This is a genomic window from Planctomycetota bacterium, from assembly GCA_016125255.1.
In the GTDB taxonomy this organism is placed as follows: domain Bacteria; phylum Planctomycetota; class Phycisphaerae; order Phycisphaerales; family Zrk34; genus RI-421.
Window position 1 is genome coordinate 44150 of sequence record WGMD01000022.1, and the last position, 23005, is coordinate 67154.

Sequence of the window (23005 nt, forward strand, 5' to 3'; positions counted from 1 at the left end):
CAACCCGGGACCGCGTGAAATCACGGGGCTTCGGTGACGGCGGTCGAGCGCGGGGCGACCGAAGCGGGCGCGGCGGCGGTCGTGATCGGCGTGCCGTTGATCATGCGGGTCGGCGGCGAGAGGATGACGGCTTCGCCGCCCTTGAGGCCGTCGAAGACATGGACCTTGCCGTCGTGCGGTTCGCCGAGCGTGACGCGGACCTGCGTGGCCTTGTCGCCGTCGGCGATGAACACACGATTGACGCCGGCGAAGGACACGATCGCTTCAGTGGGCACTTCGACGACGGGAATCCGCTCAGGAAGAAGGATCGCCGCCATGGCGAAGGCCCCAACCTTCAATTCCGCCTTCGGGTTGGCGATGAGAATCTCCACGGGAAACGCACGGCTGACGACGTCCACCTGCGGACTGACGCGGCTGACCACTCCCTCGAACGGCTCGTCAAACGCCCGCAGCGTCACGCGCACCTTCAGCCCCGCCGCGACCTTCACCGCGAACCGCTCGGGCACCATCGCGCGCAGACGGATCGGATCATCCACGAGAATGCGGAACAGCGCATCGCCCTCCTTGACGTAATCGCCGACCGCCACCATGCGCTGCGCGACCGCGTAAGGCGTCGCCGCCTTGTCCGACGGCATCGGCGCACGGATCGTCGCGTCGACGAGGCGCTGGCGGGCCTGCTCCAGTTCGGCCTGACGCGTCTGTGCCTCCGCCAGCAGCGCCCGCGCATTGACCTGCTCCAGCTCGAACGCGCTGCGCGCGACTTGGAAAGCCGTCTGCGCATCGGCGAATTCCTGCTGTGAAATCAGCGGCGGGGTCTGCTCGTAAAGCTTGCGCAGTCGCTCGAAGCGGCTCGATGCATTGTCGAGCTCGAACGAATACCGCCGCACTGTCGGCACTTTGGTCACGTCAAAATCCGCCGCCGGGAAGTCGGCCAGGCCGAGCTTGGCCAGCGTCGCTTTGACCGCCATCGCGCCTTCGTTGACCGCCAGTTCGAAGTCGCGCGGATTGATGACCGCGAGCGTCGCCCCCGGCGCCACGCGATCGCCCAGGTCATGATCGATCGACACGATGCGGCCGGGCACTTTGGCGGCGATCGTCACATCGGCGTCGGCTTCGAGCGTCCCCGTCACCGCAATCTCCGGCTGGTACATCGCATTGACCGCTGCGACCGTCTTCACCGCCACGGGCTTGTCAATCTTCGGCGCCCCGCTGGTCTTCTCCGGCTCCGGCTTCTCGCAGCCCACGAGCAGCGCGGCGAAAAATGAAACGACGAGCAGTCGCACCACGCCGGGTTGATGTGATATAGTCATACGCATACGGATGATTATACCTCGGATCGCGACTATATTGTAACGGACGCGTTTTCCCGCTGACCATTTTCCAGGTCCTGCTTTTCGGAGTCGATCGTTGCCGAGTGCGCTGTGGCGGAACAGATTGATGTGGGTCGTGGCGGCGGCGCTGGCGGCGTTTGGCGGCGGCTGCGCGGTGGATCAGGACAAGGAGATGGCGCCCTATCGCGAGGCGCTGGGGATCACGAAGCCGGCGGACGCGGCGGAGGACGGCAAGCCGGCGACGCTGGAGCAGGTGCTTGAATGGACGAATCATAATTACGAGCCGTTGCAGATCGAAGGCGAGACGTACATTCAATCCGTCATCGAACGCCAGCGCGCGATCGCGAACTTTTTACCCACGCTGACACTCGCCCCCGAGTACTCGCATCGGGCCGGGCAGGTCGGCGGGTCGAACAATCGGGCGGCGGATCAGACGCAGGTCACGGCGGGACTTGAGCAAAACATCTTCAACGGGTTTTCGGATGTCGCTCGGCTCTATGCCGACGCCGCCACGATCGACGAACGCCGCGCGATTCTGTTGACGCTTCAGGCCAACGTGCTGCTCGACGCGGCCGGGGCTTTTTATGATGTGCTCCGCCTTGAGCACACGGTCGACGTGCTCGTCAACACGGCTTCCGTGCAGGACGCGCGCGTCAAAGACATTCAATCGCGGCTCAACAACGGTCTGGCGCGCCCGCTGGATGTGTCACAGGCCGAGGCGCAGTCCGCCGGCACGCGCGTCAAGCTCGTCGCCGCGCGTCAGGCCCTGTCCAACGCCCGCACGGCGCTGGGCCTTTTCACCGCCGCGCCGATGGCGTCGCGCCCGCTGACCGACAGCTTCGATCCTCCGGCGGATGCGCCCGGTGCGGCGTCGATGCAGACGCTCGCCATCCGAGAACGTCAGGAACTCGTTGCCGCCGACGCCGCCCTGCGGGCAGCGCGGCACGAAGTCGATGCGGCGTTCGGACAGTATTACCCCTCGGTGACGCTGAACCTCGAATATGTGCTCACGGTCGAAAATGCCATGACGGAGCAAGGGTGGAATACGGTATTGCGGGCGAACCTGCCGATCTTCTCGGCGGGGCGCATCGAGGCGGATGTGCGCGAGGCGTGGTCTAAAGTACGGCAGGCGTTTCTCAATTCCGTATTGACGCGACGCACGGTGTTCAGCGAAGTCGAATCCGCCCGCACGGACTTCGCCGCGGCGGGCGAACAGATTCGCGAACTGCGTCAGCGATTGAGCACCGCCGAGCTGGCCCTCAAGCAGGCCGAGGCGAGTTACGACGCCGGGCTGGCGACGAATCTGGAGCGGCTCACCGCGCAGGACGACCTGCTCAACACGCGACTCGACCTCGTTTCGCAGGAATATGTGCGCAAGGTGGCGTATCTGTCGCTGCTCCGCGCGACAGGCCGTCTGCGGTCGGAACTGAACATCGGAGCGGCGCACTGACATGCGGAATCTCCCGGAAATCTGCATCCAGCGCCCCGTCTTCGCCACGATGCTCATCATGGCGCTCGTCGTCATCGGCGTCGCCGCCTTGATGAATCTCGGCGTCGATCGTTTCCCTTCCGTCGACCTGCCGCGTGTTTCCGTCCGCACCAACCTTCCCGGCGGAACGCCCGAGGAAGTCGAAACCGAAATCACCGAACGCATCGAAGAAGTCGTCAACACCGTCGACGGCATCGACGAGCTTCGCTCCATCACCGGGGCCGGCTCGTCGATCGTCATCGCCGAGTTCAAACTCGAGCGTGACATTGACTCGGCGGCTCAGGACGTGCGCGATCGCGTCGCCACCGTCCTGCGCAATCTCCCCGACGACACCGACCCGCCGACAATCAGCAAATACGACAACGATTCGCAGCCGGTCCTGATTCTCTCGCTCTCGGGCGATCGCACGACGCGCGAGCTGACCGAACTGGCGGACAAGATTCTCAAAAGGCAACTGGAGCGTTCCGAAGGCGTAGGCGAAGTGCGCATCGTCGGCGGGCTTGAGCGCACGATGAACATCTGGCTCGACTCCGACCGCCTCTCGTCCTACAAGATTCCCGTCGCTCAGATTCGCGACGCCATCGCCAATCAGAACGCCAACACCTCCGGCGGCAACGTCACCGGCGATCAGCAGGAGCAGGTTCTCCGCACCGTCGGCCGACTCCCCGATCAGGAGGCCTTCGACGACCTGATCATCGCCCGGCTCAACGGCGTGCCGGTGCGCCTGCGCGATCTGGGTCATGCCGAGGACGGCACCGCCGAGCAGCGCAGCTTGTCGCGCCTCGACGGCAAACCGACCGTGACGCTGGAGATTCAGCGCCAGTCGGGGGCGAACACCGTGGCGGTGATCGAAGCGGTGAAGGCGAATCTGGAGCGCGTGCGGGGTCAGCTTCCGCCGGATGTGCAGGTCCAGGTCATCCGTGACCAGTCGCGTTACATCTACGCCGCCCTGCACGAAATCGATTTCCATCTCATCGTCGGCAGCATCCTCGCCTGCATGGTGGTGATGCTCTTCGTCCGCAACTGGCGCGTGACGCTCATCACCGGCATCGCCATCCCGACCTCGCTCATCGGCACGTTCGGCGTCATGTGGGCGATGGGCTTCACCCTCAACGGCGTCACCATGCTCGCGCTGGTCCTCATGGTCGGCATCGTCATCGACGACGCCATCGTCGTGCTCGAAAACATCTACCGGTTCATGGAGGAAAAGAAGCTCTCGGCGTTCGAGGCGGCGCGACAGGGGACCGCCGAGATCGCGCTGGCGGTGCTGGCGACGACGCTGAGTCTGGCGGTGATATTCGTGCCCGTGTCGTTCATGTCGAGCATCAGCGGGCGCTTCCTCTACCAGTTCGGCATCACCGCGGCGGCGGCCGTGATGATCAGTCTGCTCGTGTCGTTCACGCTGACGCCCTCCATGTGCGCCCGCCTGCTCAAACCGCCCAAGGCAGAGGACGGTCACGCACATGACTCGCGCACCGGGTTCTATCGATTCATCGACGGGGGGTACATGTGGCTCCTCCGCGGCGCGATGCGGTTTCGATGGGTCATCGCCCTGCTGGCGATCGCCACCATGCTCGCGGCGATTCCGATCTACGGGCTCGTCCAGCAGGAATACCTGCCCAGCGACGTCGACGAGGCGGAGTTCGAAGTCTCCGTCACCGCGCCGGAGGGCACGAGCATCCGCGCCATGGACGACGTCATGAAGCAGATCGAACATGACGTGACCACGACGCCCGGCGTCACCATGACGCAGTCGAGCTTCGGCGGCAGCTTCCTGGGCAGCCCCAACACCGGCAGCGTCTACGTCCGCATCGAACCGCATGAAAAGCGGCTCTTTTCCATCACGCGCCTCATCGAAGACACGCTGCACGGTCACCCCGCCTCGTCGTGGACCGGCACGTACCATCAGCGTGACGTCATGCTTGCCATCCGAAAGAAACTCAAACGCTATCTGCCGACGATCCGCACGCGCGTGCGCAACTTCGAATCCTTCCGCATCGGCGGCGGCAACTATGACATCGACTTCGTCATCCGCGGGCCCGATCTGGACAAGCTCGCCAAATACGCCGAGACGCTCCGCGACGAGTCGGACCAGATCGGCGGGATCACCGACGCCGACACCACGCTCAAACTCGACAAACCGGAGCTGCGCGTGCACATCGACCGGGACCGCGCGGCGGACATGGACATCGACGCGCGCGAGTTGGGCACGGCCCTGCGCGTGATGATCGGCGGGGACAACGAAGTGTCGCGCTTCCGCGATCCCGATGCGGACGAGGATTATGACGTGCGCCTGCGGCTCTCGGAAAGCTATCGCAGGAATCCGGCCATTCTCGACTGTCTATATCTGACACGTCCGAGCGGGGCGCCGGTTCAACTTTCGCAGATCGCCAGCATCGAGGAGGGCCGCACGCCGTCGCGCATCGACCGGCTCGACCGGCAGCGGTCCAACCGCCTGCGTGCGGGCATCGCGCCGGGCTTTGCGCAGGCGGATCGACTCGAAGCGGTGCGCCAGGCGGCGGACAAACTGAACATGCCCTCCGCCTACACCTACAGCATCAGTGGCAAGGGACGCGAGCTGGAACGCACGTTCACGCAGTTTTTGTGGGCTTTTCTGCTGTCGGTGATCTTCATGTACATGATCCTCGCCGCGCAGTATGAGAGCTTTATTCATCCGCTGACGATTCTGCTGTCGCTGCCGCTGTCCGTGCCGTTCGCGCTCTTGTCGATCTGGGCGACGGGCAGCACGCTCAACCTGTACTCGGCCCTCGGCGTGCTGGTGCTCTTTGGCGTGGTGAAGAAGAACGCCATTCTCCAGGTCGATCACATGATCCAGCTCGAAGCGGCGGGCATGGACCGCGCGACGGCGATTCTCGAAGCCAATCGCCATCGGCTGCGTCCGATTCTCATGACGACGCTGACGCTCGTCGCCGGCATGACCCCCCTGCTCGTCGGCACCGGCCCCGGCGCGGAAGAGCGCTATACGATCGCCGTCGTCATCGTCGGCGGACAGTCGCTGTCGCTGCTTTTGACGCTGCTGGTCACGCCGGTGGCGTATTCGTATTTCGACGACATTCAGCGTGTGTTGAAATTGAAGGGGCGGCGGAGCGACGCCGTCGTGCCGGCAACGCCGGATGCGCCAATGTGATGGATGTAGCGATATGGCGATGTGTCGAAAGCACGCCGTGCGCGGCGTCGCGAAACGGGGACGCGGGGATTGACATCACCACACCGCCATTTCACGAAATGCGCGCACGGCATGACTGGGGGGAGCTTTGGCGAATCGCAAGGGGATGGACTTGCGATCTTTCGCGGCCCGCTCCCCCCAGCCATGGTTCACCCGTGGCCCCCCTCCGGAGCCACCGGACGGTCTTACGCGGCACGCATCGATCCTCGAGGCGAACGAGCAAGGCGCCCGTGACTGTGTGGTCGTGCGGAACATATGACAGTCGCCGCCGGCGCGGTCACCACAACCATGCCGCAAATTTTTCTGGAGAGTCCCGTTATGTCCGGTTCGCCGCGGCGGTTACCGACGACGGCGCAGGACGAGCATCGCACCGGTCAGACCCATGAGCAGGCCGCAGCTCGGCTCCGGTGCGGACGTGAGGTTTAATGAGAGGTGCGGCACGTTGCCCAGCAAGGCGATCCACTGCGCTTCGTCCGCCCAAGTCCACGGCTCGGCTTCATCGCCGATCAGCACGGCGACCGGATTCGTCACGGGGTTGAACGCCGGCTCGTGGAACGGGCCGCCGACCGAGCCGACGAACGGATTCGTGCGATCGCCGATCACTGCGACCGATACGCCGATCGGCGATTCTCCGCCGCCTCGATTGGCGATGACATGACCGAACCCGCCCCATGAACCCGGCAAGTCCGTCGCATCGCCTTCCGTGTCATCGTCGTTGGCATCGACGATGACTGGAATGTCGTGCGTGGCCCCGGTCACGATCGGCAGCGGCAGGCCGAACCCGCCGCGATCGCCGCCGTCCTCACGAATCCATCGCGGACCGTCATGCCCCCAGTTGCCCTCAAGATTCTCGAATCGCACCGGGAAGAATCCGTGCAGCGGCAGGTCCGTCGTGAACCCGCCGGCGAAACCGAAGATCGGATGGTAAGCGTCTGTTGCATCATCGTCATCGTGCGCCGCCGCCGCGTCGGACGCATCGCCATGCGCGACGATCGCTTCGTGCGACTCGGTGATCGGAGAAGCGTTGGTCTCCTCCGAACGGGCGCGGTGACGAGCCGCGGGGGCGTGACCACGCTCCGTCTCCTCGCTCGCGGCGGCGATGGTGCGTCCCGGCTCATTGCCCGCCGGCGGATTGACCGCGGATGGGTTGGAGCCCGCCGCAATCATCGCCGCGACGTTCGTCGTCGGCGGGGCGACTGTCTCATTCGGCGCGCCGACGTTCGTCAAGACGCCCTCCGCACCGAACAGACCGGCATCCGAGCCGAGACTGCGCGGACGTGTGGTCATGTTCGATGGTCCGCGCGTGCCGCTGTAGTACCACGCGGGTACGGCGATGAAGTTCATCGCTTCATGATTCGAACGCGCGGCCGCATCGGTGCTTTGCCGGTCCGCCGCGGCGCTCTCGTCCATCGCATCGTCCGAGGGCGAATGCGTCTGCCCATGCGGCGAAACCAGCACACCGGCCAGCAGCACGACCGCCGCGACCTTGCATGCCGTGCCACCGGGCGTCGAAAGCAGGCCGACCCATTCGGCGACCGCGGTGCGACGGACGATGCCGGTGAAGACGAGGGCGAGCGTGCCGACGAGGCCGCGTTCGCTGAGCGTCTGTCGGAGCCAGCGCATGGCGCGGGCGCGGCGTTTGGCGACGGCCTGCTGGCTGATGCCGTGCTCCTTGGCGACCTGGGCCTGCGTGCGGTCGCCGAGGATCGTCTGCTCGATGATCACGCGATCAAGCTGCTCAAGCTGCGAAAGGCACTGGCGGATCAGTGCATGCATGTCCTGCTGATCGTCGGTCGCATCCTGCGCCCGGTCGGTGCAGGCGACCCCCGCCTCGCGCCGCCGGCGGGCGCTGTCGGTGCGGATCATCGACACGGCCGTGTTCACCGCGCACCGGTGCAGCCAGCCGCCCAGCCGCCCGTGAATCTCCGCCGCGCCCAGCGAGAGCTTCAAGAACACTTCCTGCGCCGCATCGAGCGCGTCGGCGTTGTTCTTGAGCCGCTGGTAACAGACGCGATACACCTGCCGTTCGTATCGCAGCACCAGTTGCTCAAACGCCGCGGCCGAGCGATCGGCGATGTATTCGTGAATCAACTGCTCGTCGCTGCGGAGCGCGAGTGGGTTCCCCGGTCGAACCGGCGCGGCGGGCGAACAGACATGAGGATCATGGATCATGGAACATCACACCATCAAGCGGCTGTGCAGTTACAAAAGCGCGGACAGGCGATCCCGTCGCGTTCGCAACCCACATGATCACACCTGCGACCGCATCCGTACGATCGCAACCGTGTCTGCCGGCCATCCGCTTGCATGGTTCTGATGCAAATCCGGCAGGATGAAGCATCTGCCGAAAATATACACCACCAACCCCCGCGAATCAATGAAATTCCCCCATCGCCTAGGTCACGACGCGACCCCTGTCCGTCACATTCCCCGCGCGCGCTCACGGCCCGGCGCCTGCACCGGGCCGCGTCGCGGCGGGTTCGGATATCCTCCGCTTTAAACCGTTTGTGCAGCCAATGTAAACGCCGGCAGTGGAACGACCTTCCCGCCCGCCAGGGCCGACTCATGCGCACAGATCCCCACGCATGTCCAGTTCGCCGACTGCACCGCGTTGGGCCACGGATCGCGATCCTCCATCAGCGCCGACACCATCTCGTTGACGAGATGCGGATGCGATCCGCCGTGCCCCCCGCCCTGAATGAACGACAGGTGCCCCGCGTCCTCGATCGACTGCGTGAACTTGCGAATCGGCTCCGGCAACAGATGCGCAAAGTCCGGCGTCTGGACGCGCTGAGCAATCTCCGGCTCCGGTTTCTTGGCCGTGTGCAGCACATGCTCCTCGCCTTCGATCAACGCCCATTCAAAACTCTTCTTCGTCCCGTACACATCAAAGCTCTCGCGGTACTGACGAGCCGTGTCGTACAAAAAGCGCCAGATATGCGCCGCCACATCCGACCCCGCGATCTTGATGTGACACGACTCGACCGCGAACTTGTTGCCGCTCTTTTGGGCGATGTCCTCGCGCACCGTTCCCGACCCGAAGCACGACACATACTCCGCCCGCCCGTCGACCAGTCCCAGCACCGGGCTGACCACATGCGTCGCGTAATGCATCGGAATCATCTTCTCCCAATACGCCGGCCAACCGTCCATGTCCTGCGGATGCGACGCCGCCATGTACTGAATCTTCCCCAACTCGCCCTTCTCGTACATCTCCTTGATGAACAGAAACTCGCGGCTGTACACGACCGTCTCCGCCATCATGTACTTGAGCCCCGTCTCCTCGACGAGCTGGCAAATCTGCTCGCATTCCCTGACCGTCGTCGCCATCGGCACCGTGCACATCACATGTTTGCCCGCCTTCAACGCCTCCATGCTCATCCATGCATGATCCGGAATCGGCGAGTTGATATGCACGAAGTCCACCGCCTCGTCGGCCAGCACGTCCTCGTACTTCGTATACCGCTTGGCGATCCCGAGGTGGTCGCCGACCTTGTTCATCTTCTCGACATTGCGCTGACAGATGGCGTGCACGTGCGCGTTCGGATGCGCCTGGTAGATCGGAATGAACTCCGCGCCGAATCCGAGTCCGACCATCGCGACGTTGACCTTCGACTTGCTCATGACGATTCCCTCTGGGTGTGTCTATTTGACCGGTTTGAGAAACAGGTAATCGAGTGCGAACATGTAGCGCGGCTCCGCCTCCGCGTTCTTGCCGACCATCTTCACGGTGAGCGTCGCCCCCGGCGAAAGCTCGTAGGTGCCCAAATCGACCGGCCCGGTCGAGATCACATCCGACCGATCGCCGCGCGGTGCGTTAAATAAATCAATGGCGTTGCCCGCCGGTTTGCCGTCGATCTGAAGCGACACGATCCCGTAGTCCCGCGCCTTGGTCATCGCCGCGAACACCTGGTATTTGCCGCTCTTTTCGACCGGAATCGCCAGCGTCAGCGCATCGCCGACCTTCGCGTTGATCCACCAAAGATGCTGCGACCCCGACCATCGATCCGCCGCGAAGCCGCCCATGTCCTGCGGCTTGGCCTGCCCGCCGCTGACCTTGACGACCTTCATCGACTCCCCTTCGATCGCCCCCGCGACGCGACCCGTCGCCGCATCAATCGTCGGCCCTTCCCCCGGCAAGGGAATCTGCCGCGGGCTTCTCAGATACGCTGCCAGATCGCGCACATCCGCATCCTGCATCGTCGCGAGCAAGCCCTCGGGCATCATCGACATCGCCATCGTCTTGCGGTCCGCGATCTGCGCCTTGTCGACGACGCTCGCCTCCGTCACCGTCTGCACCGTGACGGTCGAATCGTTCTCCTGCCGGATCATCCCGCTGACGATGCGCCCGTCCTTGAGCGTCAACACCGAAAGCTGGTAATCGACGCCGACCGTCGCATTCGGATCGAGCACGTTTTCGAGAAGATAGTCCAGGTCCGCGCGGTTGGAGCCGGTCAGATCGGGGCCGATTTTCCCGCCCGTGCCGTAAAGCGTATGACACACGGCACAGGTGCGCGTGAAGATCGCGCGCCCGTTGCTCGCATCCGCCGTCGCCATGTACGTGTCATTGAGCAGCGTCTTCCATTTGGCCATCTGCTGCGTCTTGTCCGCCGACAGATCGCGGATCGCGCCCCACTTGTCGCCGATGAGCGTATTGAGCGCCGCATCGTCGAACTTGAGCATCTGGCGCACGGCGAACACGGGCACATCCTGCCGCGGGACGACGCCCTTGCCGACCGCCTCCATGAGTTTCTTCGCATACGCCGGCCGGGCCGTCAGCGCCGCCACCGCCGCGGTCTTCTCCGGGTCGCTCAGCTTCGCATATCGGTCGAGGATGACATTCGGCGTGTTCGCGTCCTCCGTCATCGCCAATCCGCGCAGCGCCGCCGCCCGCAGCGGGGGCACATCCATCGCGTACTGATACGCCGCCGTCGCCTCCTTGTCGTCGCCCTTGATGAGAATGTCCAGCGCCGCCTGCCGCTGATTCATCGGGGCCTTGCCGTCCATCACGACTTTTCGAAGTTCGGGGAACACATGCGGATCGCCGAAGCGGACCGCGATGAGCCGCAGATTGTCGTGCAGATCGTTGTCCTCGATCGCCATCAGTTTCGCATACACCGGCTCCCAACCATCGGGCATCGTCACATGCGCCTTCGTTTCGAGCGTCTGACGCATCGACATGACCATGCGGCGGATCAGCGTGCCGTCCTCCGTCGCCGCGAGTTTCCTGACAAGCACGGCGAGCCCCGCATCGTCGTCGGCGGCGCGACGCACCGTGAACCACATCACCGGCACCAGCTTGCAGTCATCGATCATCGCCACCGCCCGCGCCGGGTCCGCCCCGACCAGCGGCTCAACCCCGTACCACGTCATCAGCGGCACATCCGGGTCCTTGTCATCCTCCGCATGCGTCATCAACCCCGCCGCGATCGCCCAGCGATCATCGAGCGGCAATCTCCCCATCGCCGACGCCACATACCGCCGCACGATCGGCGACGGATCGCTCGCCGCCATCTCCGTCATGCGCTTGACCATTGCGGGTGAGGCCGCGCGATCTTCGAGGGCGAGCTGCGTCGCCCATCCGCGCACGAACGGACTCTCGTCCTCCGTGCACTTGAGCGTCAAAGCATCATCGAGCGCCCCGATGTCGTGCAGGGCCCACATCGCACGCAACCGGCGCGTTTCGTCCTTGTTTTCCCGCACGATCTTCACCAGGGCCGGCGCGGCATCCGCTCCGAGCTTGCCCGCCGCGGCGCGCTCCATCAACAGCCGGCGCGCCGTGCGGACGTACCAGTCGTTCTGATGAAGCTGCATCGCGACCAGTTCCGCATCGCCAAGCTTCGCCAGGTCGACTTTGACGGGCGCCGGCTTGCCATACGTGATCTTGTAGATGCGCCCGTTCGTGCGATCGTGCGGCTTCTGCTGATGGCACGCGCGCGGGTCGTACCAGTCGCTGGCGAACACCCCGCCGTCCGGACCGTAGCGCAGATACAGCCCGCGATACCACTTGTCATTGGCGAGCATGAAGTCCGGCCCGTGCGAGAGCGTGTAGCTCGACCCCTTGGGCTTGAACACATCCATGTTGATCCGGTTGCCGTGGATGTTGTTCATGAAGAGCTTCCCGCGGTACTCCGCCGGGAAGTTGTCGCCGAGGTACACCATCGCGCCGGCATGCGCGTGACCGCCGCCGGCCTTGTCCATCGCGTCGGTGCCGAAGTCGCGCATCCCGCCGGCGAAGTGGCTGTGATCGGCGATGGTCTTGATGTCGTCGTAGGTGAAACGATTGTTGTGCTGGCCGGACTGCCGCTGATAGCGCCCGCCCAGCGTCAGGTGATACGCATGCGGAATCACGCAGGCCGTACTGAAGCATTGCCCATCATCGTCGAAATCCACGCCCCAGGGATTGCTCGTCCCCTCCGCGAACACCTCGAAGCGCTTTTTGATGGGGTGATAGCGCCAGATCGCGGCGTTGACAAGCTGGCGCTGATCCGCGGGCGTCCCGGGGGCGCCGACATGCGACTGCGTGAACACGCCCTGACAACCGTACAGCCACCCGTCGGGGCCCCAGATGAAACTGTTGAGCATCTCGTGCGTGTCCTGATGCTCCCAGCCGTCGAGCAACACCTGCGGCTCCGCATCCGGCTTGTCATCGCCGTCGCGGTCGGGAATGAACAAAAGATTCGGCGTCGATCCGACGAACACGCCGCCGAACCCGACTTCGATGCCGCTGACGAAATTGAGCTTGTCGTAGAACAGCGTCGACTTCTCGAAGTAGCCGTCGCCGTCGGTGTCCTCGTAGATCATGATGCGGTCGTGCCCCTCGGGCCGCCAGTCGGGATACGAATCATTTTCCGCCACCCAAAGCCGGCCGCGCGCGTCGATCGTGTACGCGATCGGCTGATGCACATCCGGCTCGCCGATGGCGAGCGTCGAGACGAAGCCCTTCGGCAGCGTCATGCCCGCCGCCGTCTGCTCAGGCGTCTTGCCGATCGACTTCATCGCCGGGTGATTCGCCCAGAACCAATCGAACTGGCTCACCGTCCGGCGATTCTGCACGTGCACGAACACGCCCTTTTTGTTCGCCACGACGATGTCGGGGGCCTTGTCGCCGTTGACGTCGGCGACGGTCACCTGCGTGCCGACGCCGGAATCGTTGTCGATGGGCTGGGGGATGAAGGTCGCGTGCCCGTTTTCGCGCTTGAGCTGGAACCAGTAGAGCACGGCCGGGTCGGCCGCGCCGGGGTCGTGCCCGCCGTGCGCCCAGTAGCGCTTGCCGGTGACGACGTCGAGGAGCCCGTCGCCGTCGATGTCGGTCAGCGCCATGGCGTGAAGCTGGCTGAACGCCACGCCGTACTGAGTGAACGAGAGCGAATCGGTCATGATGTCGTGGCGCTCGAAGGTGATCGCCTCGCCCTGCCGCTTCTGCTCGAACCACGCCAGTCCGTACCCGTGCGCGTTGAGCGAGGTGACGACATCGTTGTCGCCGTCGCCGTCGATGTCATAGACGAGCATCTGCGATCCGCCGGCGCCGGTGAAGTTGTATTCATGGCGGCCCCACGGCGACTTGCCGTCCCAATTCGCCGGCTGTTGCCACCAGCCGGACTTTTCGAGAATGTCGATGCGCCCGTCGCCATCGATGTCGCCGACGCCCAGTCCGTGCGTGAATTTCTGATACGGCCCCTTGGGGCTGACCGCGACGAAGGGCCACGGCCTGGTCGCATCCGCGCCCGGCGATGCGAACCCGACGCAGCCGTCGTGCATGCACACCAGCTCGGGCTTCCCGTCGCCCGTCACGTCGGCGAACGTCGGCGATTCGTTGTCGACGACGTCGAGCGCGATGTGCTCCTGCCATGTTGCGTCGGGATTCTTCGCAAGGTCGCCGGGATTGCGATACCAGCGCGCCGCCTGACCGGGGAAGCCGATGATGAGAATATCCAGGTGACCGTCGCCGTCGATGTCGTGCGTAAAGGCGAAGAAGTTGTCGGAATAGCCCTTGGGGTCGAACGGCTTGCCGTTGTAGAACGCATGGCGCGTCTCGAACTTCGGCCCGGCGTACCAGTACGATCCGGCGACGAGATCGGCGTGCCCGTCGCCGTCGAGGTCCCCCGCCGCCGCGCCCTCGGCGACGAAGTCCGCCGAGAGCTTCGTCTTGTCAAATTCGTAGAGGATGTACTTGGGTTCCGCCGCGTGCAGGCGCGATGCAAGTATGAAGATCAGCGTGATCCAGACGAGTTCGATGCGTTGGCCTAGCTGCGACATGGGCGGGGCTCCTGGCGTGCTATTTCGTCGGTTTGACAATCAACACGCCCTGCATGATGCGCCAGTGACCGGGGAAAGTACAGACATACGGATAGCGCCCCGGCTCCGTCGGCGCGACGAAATCGACCACCGCCTTCGCCCCCGGATCGACCAGCGGCATCGACGCGATCACATCGTGCGACACCGGAATGTAGCTCTTTTCAAGGCCTTTCGGATCGGCCGCCATCTTGTCCGCCTCCGCGCCGACGGCCTCCAATGTGCCGGGTTTGATGAGCAGGAAGTTGTGCTGCATGTGGTCGTTGTTGGTGAAGATCAGCCGGACCTTCGCGCCGGCGCGGACGCTCAATACGCCCTTGTCGTACTTCATCAGATTCTCGAGCGTGCCCAGTTCGAGCACGGTCGTATCCGCATCGATCTTCGCCGTCGTGTCGGCGACAGGCCCGCCCGTCTGATCGCGCACCATCCGCACGATGCCCGCCAGATCGCTCCCCATCGCCGGGCCCAGTTCGGTGACCGACAGATCGTCGTACCACGCCTCGCCGACGGACCGGCCCCAGCCGCCGAACAGGCAATTGATCGTCACCTCGCTGCGGTTCTCGCTGTCGAAGTCGACCTGAAGCGGCTGCCAGTCGTTCGTCGCCTTCAGCGCGTTCGTCTTGTAGGACTGGAGTTCGTGAATGTTGAACAGGACGCCGAGTCCGTTGGCGACGTTGTTGATGTCCCTGGTCTTGACCCAGCCGGTCAGCCGATAGCGCGTATGCGGCTTGAGTTTGACGGTGGTGAACCAGCTTGTGTCGGCGCCGTCGCCGGCTGACTGAATATGCAGGGCGTACTTGCCGGTGTGCCCGCCTTCGACGAGCGCGTGCTGGGCTTGGCCGGTGTAGGTGCGCGGGGTCCATCCGACGGGCTTGCCGGCGTCGACTTCTTCGAAGGAGGGATTGGTGATGAGGTTCACGGCGTCGGCGGCATCAGCGGGTTTGAGCGACGCATCGTTCGACGCCGCGGCGAGGAAGCCGGAGGCGTGATGCACGGCGGCGATCGTCGCCGCTTCGCGCATCCAGTGATCCTTGCCATTGCGGGGCTCGCTGATCATGGCGAAGATCGCACGCCCCGCCGCATCCGAAGCCGGCGCATCGGCAAGCGCCAACAGCGTCATGAGCCGCACCTGTCCGTCGTCGTCATTGAGCAGTTTCGCCGCGAGAATCGCATCGATCGTCGCCGGAGTGTGCGGGAGGACCTGCACGGCGTTTCGTCGCACGCCGGCGGAAGGATGACGCAGCGCCGCCGTCGCCGCCGCGAGAGCGGAGGCGTCGGAACCGTCGAGGGCATGAAGCCCGTCGAGCGTCCAGAGCGCATGAATCGCGCCGACGTTGAGGCCCAGTGCGTCGACATCGGTGCTGCTCACCAGATCGATCAGCGCCGGCACGACATCGCGCTTGCCGCGCTCGACGAGCAGCCGCTGCGCCTGCCGCCGCCAGAACAGATTGTCGTTCCGCAAGGTCGCGACAAGCTGATCGGGCGAAGCGTTGTGCAGGTCGATGGGTTTGTACGCAGGAGCGTGGTCATAGACGACGCGATAGATGCGGCCGTGTCGCTTGTCACGCAGATCGGTTTCGTAGGCGTTGCCCGGGCCGGTGCTGTAACCCTTGGGCGTCGGATTGTGCTGCACGATGTAGTTGTACCAGTCGATGACCCAGACGGCGCCGTCGGGCCCGACTTCCGCACAGATCGGCGCGGTCCATTCATCATCGGAGCTGATGAGATTGAAGGGATTTCGGCTGTGGTAGTCGGCCCCGTCGCGATCGATGAGGAAGACGCCGGTGAGTTTGCCGGTGGGGCCGTTCACGAACGCGGCGCGGTTCCAGAAGGATTGGGGAAACGCGCGGGCGGTGTAGAGGGCGTGACCGGCGCCGGCGGTGTAGCCGCCCCAGACATCGACCTGCCGGACTTTGTCGGTGATGGGCAGAAAGCGGGCCGAGTCAGCGATGCCGCCGAGCGTTTTGGGCTTGAGGTCCTTCACCGCGTCGTAGTAACGGTTGGGGATGGGCATGTAAACGGAAGGATTATTGTTGGCGGTCGAGCCGAAGATGACGCCTTCTTCGGAGAAGCCCAGGCCCCATGTGTTGTTGTTGGTCGAGCGAATGAATTCGAGCTTCGATCCGTCGGGCTTGAAGCGGTAGAAGCCCATGCGGAATTCATGACGCTCGGAGCCGATGTCGCCGTTGAACCCGGCGTAACCCTGCATGCCCCAGATCCAGTTGTCGAATCCGTACTGCAAGTTGCTCGGACCGGCGTGCGTGTCGCCCTTGCTCCAACCGGTGAAAAGCACGCGGCGTTCGTCCGCCCGGTCGTCGCCGTTCGTGTCCCTGAGGAAAAGCGTATCGGGCGCCTGATGCACGATGACGCCGCCGTTGGCAAAAGTCAGACTCGTCGGAATGTTCAGGTGATCGGCGAAGACCGTGAACTTGTCCGCCTTGCCGTCGTGGTCGGTGTCTTCACAAATCGTGATGCGGTCGCGGCCTTCACCGGCGGGGCGAATATCATTGGGGTAGTCGAGCGTCTCGACGACCCAGAGCCGCCCGCGCTCGTCCCACGCCATGCAGATCGGCTTCTTCACATCCGGCTCGGAAGCGAACAACTCCACGTGAAACCCGCCCGGCACGACCATGTGTTTCATCGACTCGGCCGGCGAAAGCGGCTTCTGCATCCGCTCCCACTTCTTCTTATCTTCCGGCGTCCCGGCCGGCGGATAGTACGCCACGTCCTGCTTCACATATTCAAACGGATCGAGCGTCTTCGCCGCCTTCATCGCGGCGACTACATCGTCCGCGCCGCAGGCCCATCGAATCCCCCGCTCGATCAAATCCTGGAATCCCGGATTGCTCCACGTGCGCTCGTCGTGGCCCCAGGCCGTGTAAAACACCCGGCCTTTGCCCTGCTGGCGCACCCATGTGTACGGTTCGTTCTCGCGCATCTCCAGCACGGTCCGCCCCGCCTCGTTGTGCTTGTCGTGCACGTACGACTCGTCCCAGCTTTCAAAGCTCTCATAGCCGCGCATGATCGAATGATCCGGCGCGACGATGTGCGTGCGGAAGACGCCGGTGCCGTGCGATTTGAATTGCGCGCCGACAAGCTTGACGAACGCCTCGGAGTTGCGGAAGCAATACGAAGCGCAGTGAATCGGAACGAAGCCCTTGCCCGACTCAACAAAGCGGAGCAGCGCCGCTTCCTGCGACGGCGTGATCGCGTCGATGTTGGCGTAAAGGATCAGCCCGTCATAAGGCGCGAGCGTTTCGTCGTTCAGGTCGTCGACGTTCTCGGTGTATTCGATCTGGATGCCGCGGTGAAGCAGGACGGGGATGAGCTGCCGGGCGCGGGCGGCGGGCTGGTGATGACCCTGATCGCCGAGGAACAGAAGCGTGAGAGGCCGGTCCGCTCGGGCCACGCTCACGAGGCACGAGGCGAGCAGAACCATCGTCAGACAGATGCGGGCGAATCGTTGCATGTGCGAGGCCTCGATCGGAAGGAATGGAGCGCCGCCGCTCCGTGCGATTGACCGATCATAAGCATCGGCCCCTCGTCCGCCCATGAGGATTTGCGAATACCATTTGAGATATTTTACGCCCCCCGAAATGCGCGAACGCACGATATCCGCGGTGATCATCGCCATGGCGTTCCCGCGCCGCAGATCCACTTGAGATTTGGCGCAACCCCCGTTTGGAAGCGCTCGCCGTTGGCTCGCGGCTCAACGGGCGTCATTGAAACCAGCGCGTCAGATGCGGTGATGGCGGGCGATGTCGCCGCGGGCCATGTAGATCACGTCCTCGGCGATGTTGACCGTCAAATCGGCGATACGCTCAAGCTGGCGCGAGATGTTCATGAGATTGACGAGCTGCGCGACCTGCTCGGGATGCACGCGGATCGCCGCCTCGACCTGTTCGTACATCTGGCGGTGGATCGCATCAACCTCGTCATCGGACTTGCGCACGAACTCCGCCAGGTTCGTGTCCACATTGATCAGCGCCTCCAGCGCCTGATCGAGCATCTGGCGCACCCGCACCGTCATGCCCGTCAGATTGAACGGCACCGAATCGATCGTCGCTTCGCTGGCGAGAAACACCGCCTGCTCGGCGATGCCCACCGCGTGGTCGCCGATGCGCTCCAGCTCGTTGTTGATCTTGAGCACCGCCACGACGTAACGCAGATCGAACGCCACCGGCTGGTGCAGCGCCAGCGTGTGCAGGCACTCCTCCTCGATGTCGATCTCCATCTCGTTGATCTTGCGGTCCTGCTCGATCACCTCGCGGGCGGAGGCGGCGTCGCGGTTTTCGACGGCCATGATGGCCTTGTCGACGGCGTCCTCCGCCGCCGTGCTCAGGGCGCGGATCATCCCCTTGAGTTTCTCGATCTGACGCTGCAAATGAATGCTCACGGCGGTCTCCGGTCAGTAGGTCGACAGGTGAATGCGGAATGTGCTGCCCTGTCCGGGCTTGGATTCTACACTAACCCGCCCGCCGTGTGCCTGCGCGATGTGCTTGACGATCGCCAGGCCCAGACCGGTGCCGCCCAGTTCGCGGCTCCGGGCGCGATCCGTGCGGTAAAAACGCTCGAAAATACGGGGCAAATGCTCCGCCGCGATCCCCTGCCCGAAGTCCTGCACGCTCACGACGACATGTTCGCCGATGCGTTGACCGACGACGCGGATGCGCCCGCCTTCCGGGCCGTACTTGATGGCGTTGTCGATGAGGTTCACCACCGCCTGCTCGAGCAGCGACGCATTGACCGGGATGACCACATAATCCGGGCACGCCACTTCGATCGTCGCCTTGCGCGCCTGAGCGCGGGCGCCGCACGTCTCCACCGCCCGCGCGAGCACCGTCGCCACGCGCACCGGCTCGACGACCAAACGCTGCTGCTCGCTTTCCTGTTCGATACGCGCCAAGCTGAGCAGGTCTTCGAGAATCGCCTGAAGCCGATCGGCCTGGCGGATGATGACGCTTAGAAACTGATGGTAGATGTCCGGGTCGTGCTCGTCGGAGTCGAGCAATGTCTCCGCCGCCGCCTTGATGGCCGTGACCGGCGTCTTGATTTCGTGCGACACGTTGGCGACAAAGTCTCGGCGCATGACTTCCAGCCGCCGAAGCTGCGTCACGTCGTGCAGCGCGATCAGCGATCCGATCCGCTCGTCATTGCGGTCGGTGAGCACGGTGGCCTGCGCCTGGAAGGCCGCGCCGGACATTTCGCCCGTCGCCAGAGCGATGTCGCGCTTGATGGGTTCGTCGGCGGCGAGGGCGTCGACGATGAACTGGCGAAGGGGGTCGGAGGTGATGACTTCTTCAACACTGCGGCCGACGACCTGATCGGGTTCGACGCCGAGCAGCCGGCCGGCGGCGGCGTTGAGACTCATCAAGTGCTGCTCTGGATCGACCGTCAGCACGCCGTCGAGCATGCTGCTGAGCGTGGCCTCCAGTTCGTTGCGCCGGGCCTGCACTTCGAGCATGGCCTGATCGTGCTGGTGGCGGATCAATGCCGCTTCGTGCCTGCGGCGGCGCAGCAGCATGACACAGACCGCCAGCCCGACGGCGAGCAGCACGATCAGTATCCACGCGAACGGAGACCCGACGGAACCGGTCCCGCCCGTTGCATCAGCCAGCATGAAGGGCACGGATTATTCCTCTTCGTTGACCCGATATCCTACACCACGAACGGTGCGGATGTACGAGCCGGCGTCGCCGAGCTTGCGACGCAGCGCCACGATCTGCACGTCCACCGACCGGTCGGTCACGGCGGCAAAACCTTCGTGCAGCGCATCGAGAATCTGCTGGCGGGTGAACACGCGGCCGACCCGGCGGGCCATGAGATGAAGAATGCGGAACTCGGTCGCCGTCAGATCGACGGGTTTGTCATCGACATGCACTTCGTGACGGGCGGGCGAAATGCGTAGCCGCCCGACGCGAATCGCCGGCTGATCGCCATCGGGATTGGCGGCGTCATTGCCCGCCGGCCGACGCAGCACCGCTTTGATCCGGGCGATGAGCACGCGCGGACTGAACGGCTTGGTGATGTAATCGTCCGCCCCCATCTCCAGCCCGACGACGACGTCGGCTTCCTCGCCCTTGGCGGTGAGCATCACGACGGGAATCGAAGCCGTGGCCGGATCGCTCTTGAGCGAGCGGCAGACTTCCAATCCATCCATCCCCGGCAACATCAGATCGAGCAGCACCAGGTCCGGCGGATCCTGCGCGACGCTCTGAAGCGCCAGCTCCCCCCGCCCCGCCGTCGACACGGAGAAACCGTCCCGCGCGAGGTTGTACTGAAGCAGCTCCTGCAAGTCCGCCTCATCTTCGACCACAAGCACGCGCCCGCGGCCGGGTGCATCGGATTGCGTCATGTCGGACTTGCGGGCTTTGGCACGGGTGGATGTCATGTGTTTCACCTGCATGGGGACGGTTAATATTCGTAATAATGACGGCGTTTCCGCGTAAGGCAAGCGTCTAACGGATTTCTAACGCCACCCAAACAAGCCGCGCAGCCCGTGCGGGGTTTTCCCGTGGATTTGGAGCAAAATGTGGTAACGGGCCCCACGTTTCCACGTGGGGGCTTGCTTGGGGGTGTGACGGTGATTGATCAAGTGAGCCCCACGTGGAAATGTGGGGCCTCGTGCGCGTTCAACTCTCGGCGACGACTTCGCGGTCGGTCTGGCGGCGGGGGCGGAACAGGAGTTTGATCGGCACCTGCGCGAAGGGGGCGACTTTGCGGATGTTGTTGAGCATGTAGCGCTGGTACGAGGCGTCGAACAGGTCGGGGTTGTTGACGAACATGGCGATCGTCGGGGGCTGGACGGCGGGCATGGTCACGTAATAGACCTTGGCCTGCGTGCCGAGCTTGGAGCTGGGGCCGCGCTGTTCGAGGATGCCCTTGATCATGGCGTTGAGCTGGCCGGTGGTGATGCGCTGCTGGGCCTGCTGATTGAGGTCCAGCGCGGTTTTCATCACGGCGGTCAGCCCCTGCTTGTTCTTTGCGGAGACGAAATGCGTCGGCGTGAAGTCCAGGCCGCGCAGCGCATCGTGCAGATATTCGACGTATTCCTTCTGCTTGGCCTCGGGCACCAGGTCCCACTTGTTGACCACGACAATGCACGGCTTGAAGTGCTCATTGATCTCGTTGGAAAGCTTCTTGTCCACCGCGCTGACCGGCACCGTCGCATCCAGCAGCAGAATCACCACATCCGCCCGGCGGATCGACCGCAGGGCGCGGTGCAGACTGTAATACTCGATGTCGTCTTCAAGACTCTTGCGCTTGCGGACGCCGGCGGTGTCGATGGCGGTGAACGTGCGCCCGTCCATGTCGAAACGCACGTCGACGCTGTCGCGCGTCGTGCCGGCGAGTTCGGAGGCGATGACACGCTCCGAGCCGGCGAAGGCGTTGACGAGCGTGCTCTTGCCGGCGTTGCGCTTGCCGACGATGGCGAGCAGCATCTCGCTTTTCGTCGGGGCCATGTCGGCGGTGTAGTCGAGCCGGTCGGCCAGCAGGTTCAGCAGCTTGTACTTGCCCAGGCCCGTCGTGGCGGAAATGAGCATCGGCTCGCCGAACCCGAAGGCCGTCGCCTCCATCGCACCGGCGGCGAAGCTCTCGGCGTCGACCTTGTTGGCGACGAGCACGATCCGCCCCATGTCCCCCGCCTTGCGGCGAAGCAATTGCGCGACCTGTTCATCGAGCGGCGTGACACCCGTCTGGGCATCGACGATGAACAGAATCACCGCCGCCTCCTGCACGGCGAAGGCGATCTGCGCTTCGATGTCGTTCGTGAGTACGCACAGTTCATCATCCCCGCTGTACACGCCGTACCCGCCCGTATCGACCAGCTCGCAGTATCGCGGTTTGCCCCCCCGCTCCGCCGGCGGAATCTCCATCTCGTAGCTCACCCGATCGCGCGTCACGCCCGCCGTCGGATCGACGATGCTCACGCGACGACCTGAGAGCATATTCATCAGACTGCTCTTGCCCACATTGGGCCGACCCACGATGGCGACTTTCGGTAATGACATTCAGCTTCCGTGTCTGGCCTGATAGACCTCTTCCGCTTCGGGCAGGCGAATGTAGAGCGGCGCCAGCGCCAGCGGCTCGACGAATCGGCCGGCTTTCGCCAGCGCCCGCCCCAGCCGCCACACCACCGCACCACGCGGCCGGGCCAACGCCGGAGGCAGACATTCTACGCCGCTCGGCCAGTCGAATTCCGGCAAATGATCCCCGATCACCGCCAGTTCGCCCGGCACCTGCTCCACCAACTCCCCCGGCGTGAGCAGACTCGGCTCGATGCGCCGCTCCCACCGATCGCCCCGCCGATCGTACACCCCCGTAAAACACTGCCCGCGCTTCGCCGCCAGACACACCGCGACCGTCTTGCGATCCGCCGGAGCGTTCTCGACGACGACATCGAGCGTCGGCACCGCGACGAGCTTCGCGCCTGTGACATGCGCCATCGTCTTGGCCGTCGTGATCCCGATGCGAAGCCCCGTAAACGACCCCGGCCCGACCGACACATGAATCTCGCCGATGCTTCCGGGGGTCACCCCATGCCGCCCGCACAGCGCATCAATCGTCGGCAACAGCGCCACCGCATGCCGCCGCTGCTCCGGCAGATCGACCGCTTCGATCAGCTCATCCCCCCGCCCCAGCGCCACCCCCCCGTGCCGCCCGGACGTTTCGATCGATAGGTTATAATCGCCTTGGTTCATC

The 23005-nt window shown here is 64.3% G+C and carries 12 protein-coding genes; 2 read left to right on the forward strand and 10 right to left on the reverse strand.

All coding sequences use genetic code 11. The features are described 5' to 3' along the window. Positions 1–20: 20 nt before the first annotated feature. Entirely contained in the window at positions 21–1316 is a 1296-nt protein-coding gene (locus GC162_15725; GenBank protein ID MBI1370089.1) for an efflux RND transporter periplasmic adaptor subunit, read from the reverse strand. A gap of 91 nt (positions 1317–1407) precedes the next feature. Between GC162_15725 and GC162_15730 the strand changes: the two genes are divergently transcribed. Then, the gene (locus GC162_15730) at positions 1408–2781 is read left to right on the forward strand and encodes a hypothetical protein (protein MBI1370090.1); all 1374 of its coding nucleotides are present in this window, start codon (positions 1408–1410) and stop codon (positions 2779–2781) included. A 1-nt stretch (position 2782) separates the two neighbouring features. Then, positions 2783–5968 carry an MMPL family transporter gene (locus GC162_15735; GenBank protein ID MBI1370091.1) on the forward strand — a complete coding sequence of 1062 codons (3186 nt, stop codon included), beginning with the start codon at positions 2783–2785 and terminating at the stop codon, positions 5966–5968. Positions 5969–6346: 378 nt separating this feature from the next. Here the strand turns inward: GC162_15735 and GC162_15740 are convergent, their stop codons facing one another. The 9 genes from GC162_15740 to tsaB all read right to left on the reverse strand — a co-directional run bounded on the left by GC162_15740 (position 6347) and on the right by tsaB (position 23004). Continuing rightward, positions 6347–8179, reverse strand: a complete 1833-nt coding sequence (locus GC162_15740; protein MBI1370092.1) for a sigma-70 family RNA polymerase sigma factor — start codon at positions 8177–8179, stop codon at positions 6347–6349. Between the two features lie 324 nt (positions 8180–8503). Further along, on the reverse strand, positions 8504–9631 hold the full coding sequence (locus GC162_15745) for a gfo/Idh/MocA family oxidoreductase (protein ID MBI1370093.1): 1128 nt from the start codon (positions 9629–9631) through the stop codon (positions 8504–8506). A 21-nt stretch (positions 9632–9652) separates the two neighbouring features. Then, entirely contained in the window at positions 9653–14266 is a 4614-nt protein-coding gene (locus GC162_15750) for a c-type cytochrome (GenBank protein MBI1370094.1), read from the reverse strand. Positions 14267–14285: 19 nt separating this feature from the next. Beyond that, complete coding sequence (locus GC162_15755; protein ID MBI1370095.1) at positions 14286–17771, reverse strand: dehydrogenase; 3486 nt, start codon at positions 17769–17771, stop codon at positions 14286–14288. A gap of 267 nt (positions 17772–18038) precedes the next feature. Next, complete coding sequence (phoU, locus tag GC162_15760; protein MBI1370096.1) at positions 18039–18698, reverse strand: phosphate signaling complex protein PhoU; 660 nt, start codon at positions 18696–18698, stop codon at positions 18039–18041. A 12-nt stretch (positions 18699–18710) separates the two neighbouring features. Next, a complete protein-coding gene (locus GC162_15765) occupies positions 18711–19922 on the reverse strand; it encodes a PAS domain-containing protein (GenBank protein ID MBI1370097.1) in 1212 nt (403 codons plus the stop codon). A 12-nt stretch (positions 19923–19934) separates the two neighbouring features. Next, positions 19935–20657, reverse strand: a complete 723-nt coding sequence (locus tag GC162_15770) for a response regulator (GenBank protein ID MBI1370098.1) — start codon at positions 20655–20657, stop codon at positions 19935–19937. A gap of 277 nt (positions 20658–20934) precedes the next feature. Further along, positions 20935–22314 carry a ribosome biogenesis GTPase Der gene (der, locus tag GC162_15775; GenBank protein MBI1370099.1) on the reverse strand — a complete coding sequence of 460 codons (1380 nt, stop codon included), beginning with the start codon at positions 22312–22314 and terminating at the stop codon, positions 20935–20937. Further along, a complete protein-coding gene (gene tsaB, locus GC162_15780) occupies positions 22315–23004 on the reverse strand; it encodes a tRNA (adenosine(37)-N6)-threonylcarbamoyltransferase complex dimerization subunit type 1 TsaB (GenBank protein MBI1370100.1) in 690 nt (229 codons plus the stop codon). Position 23005: the final 1 nt, after the last annotated feature.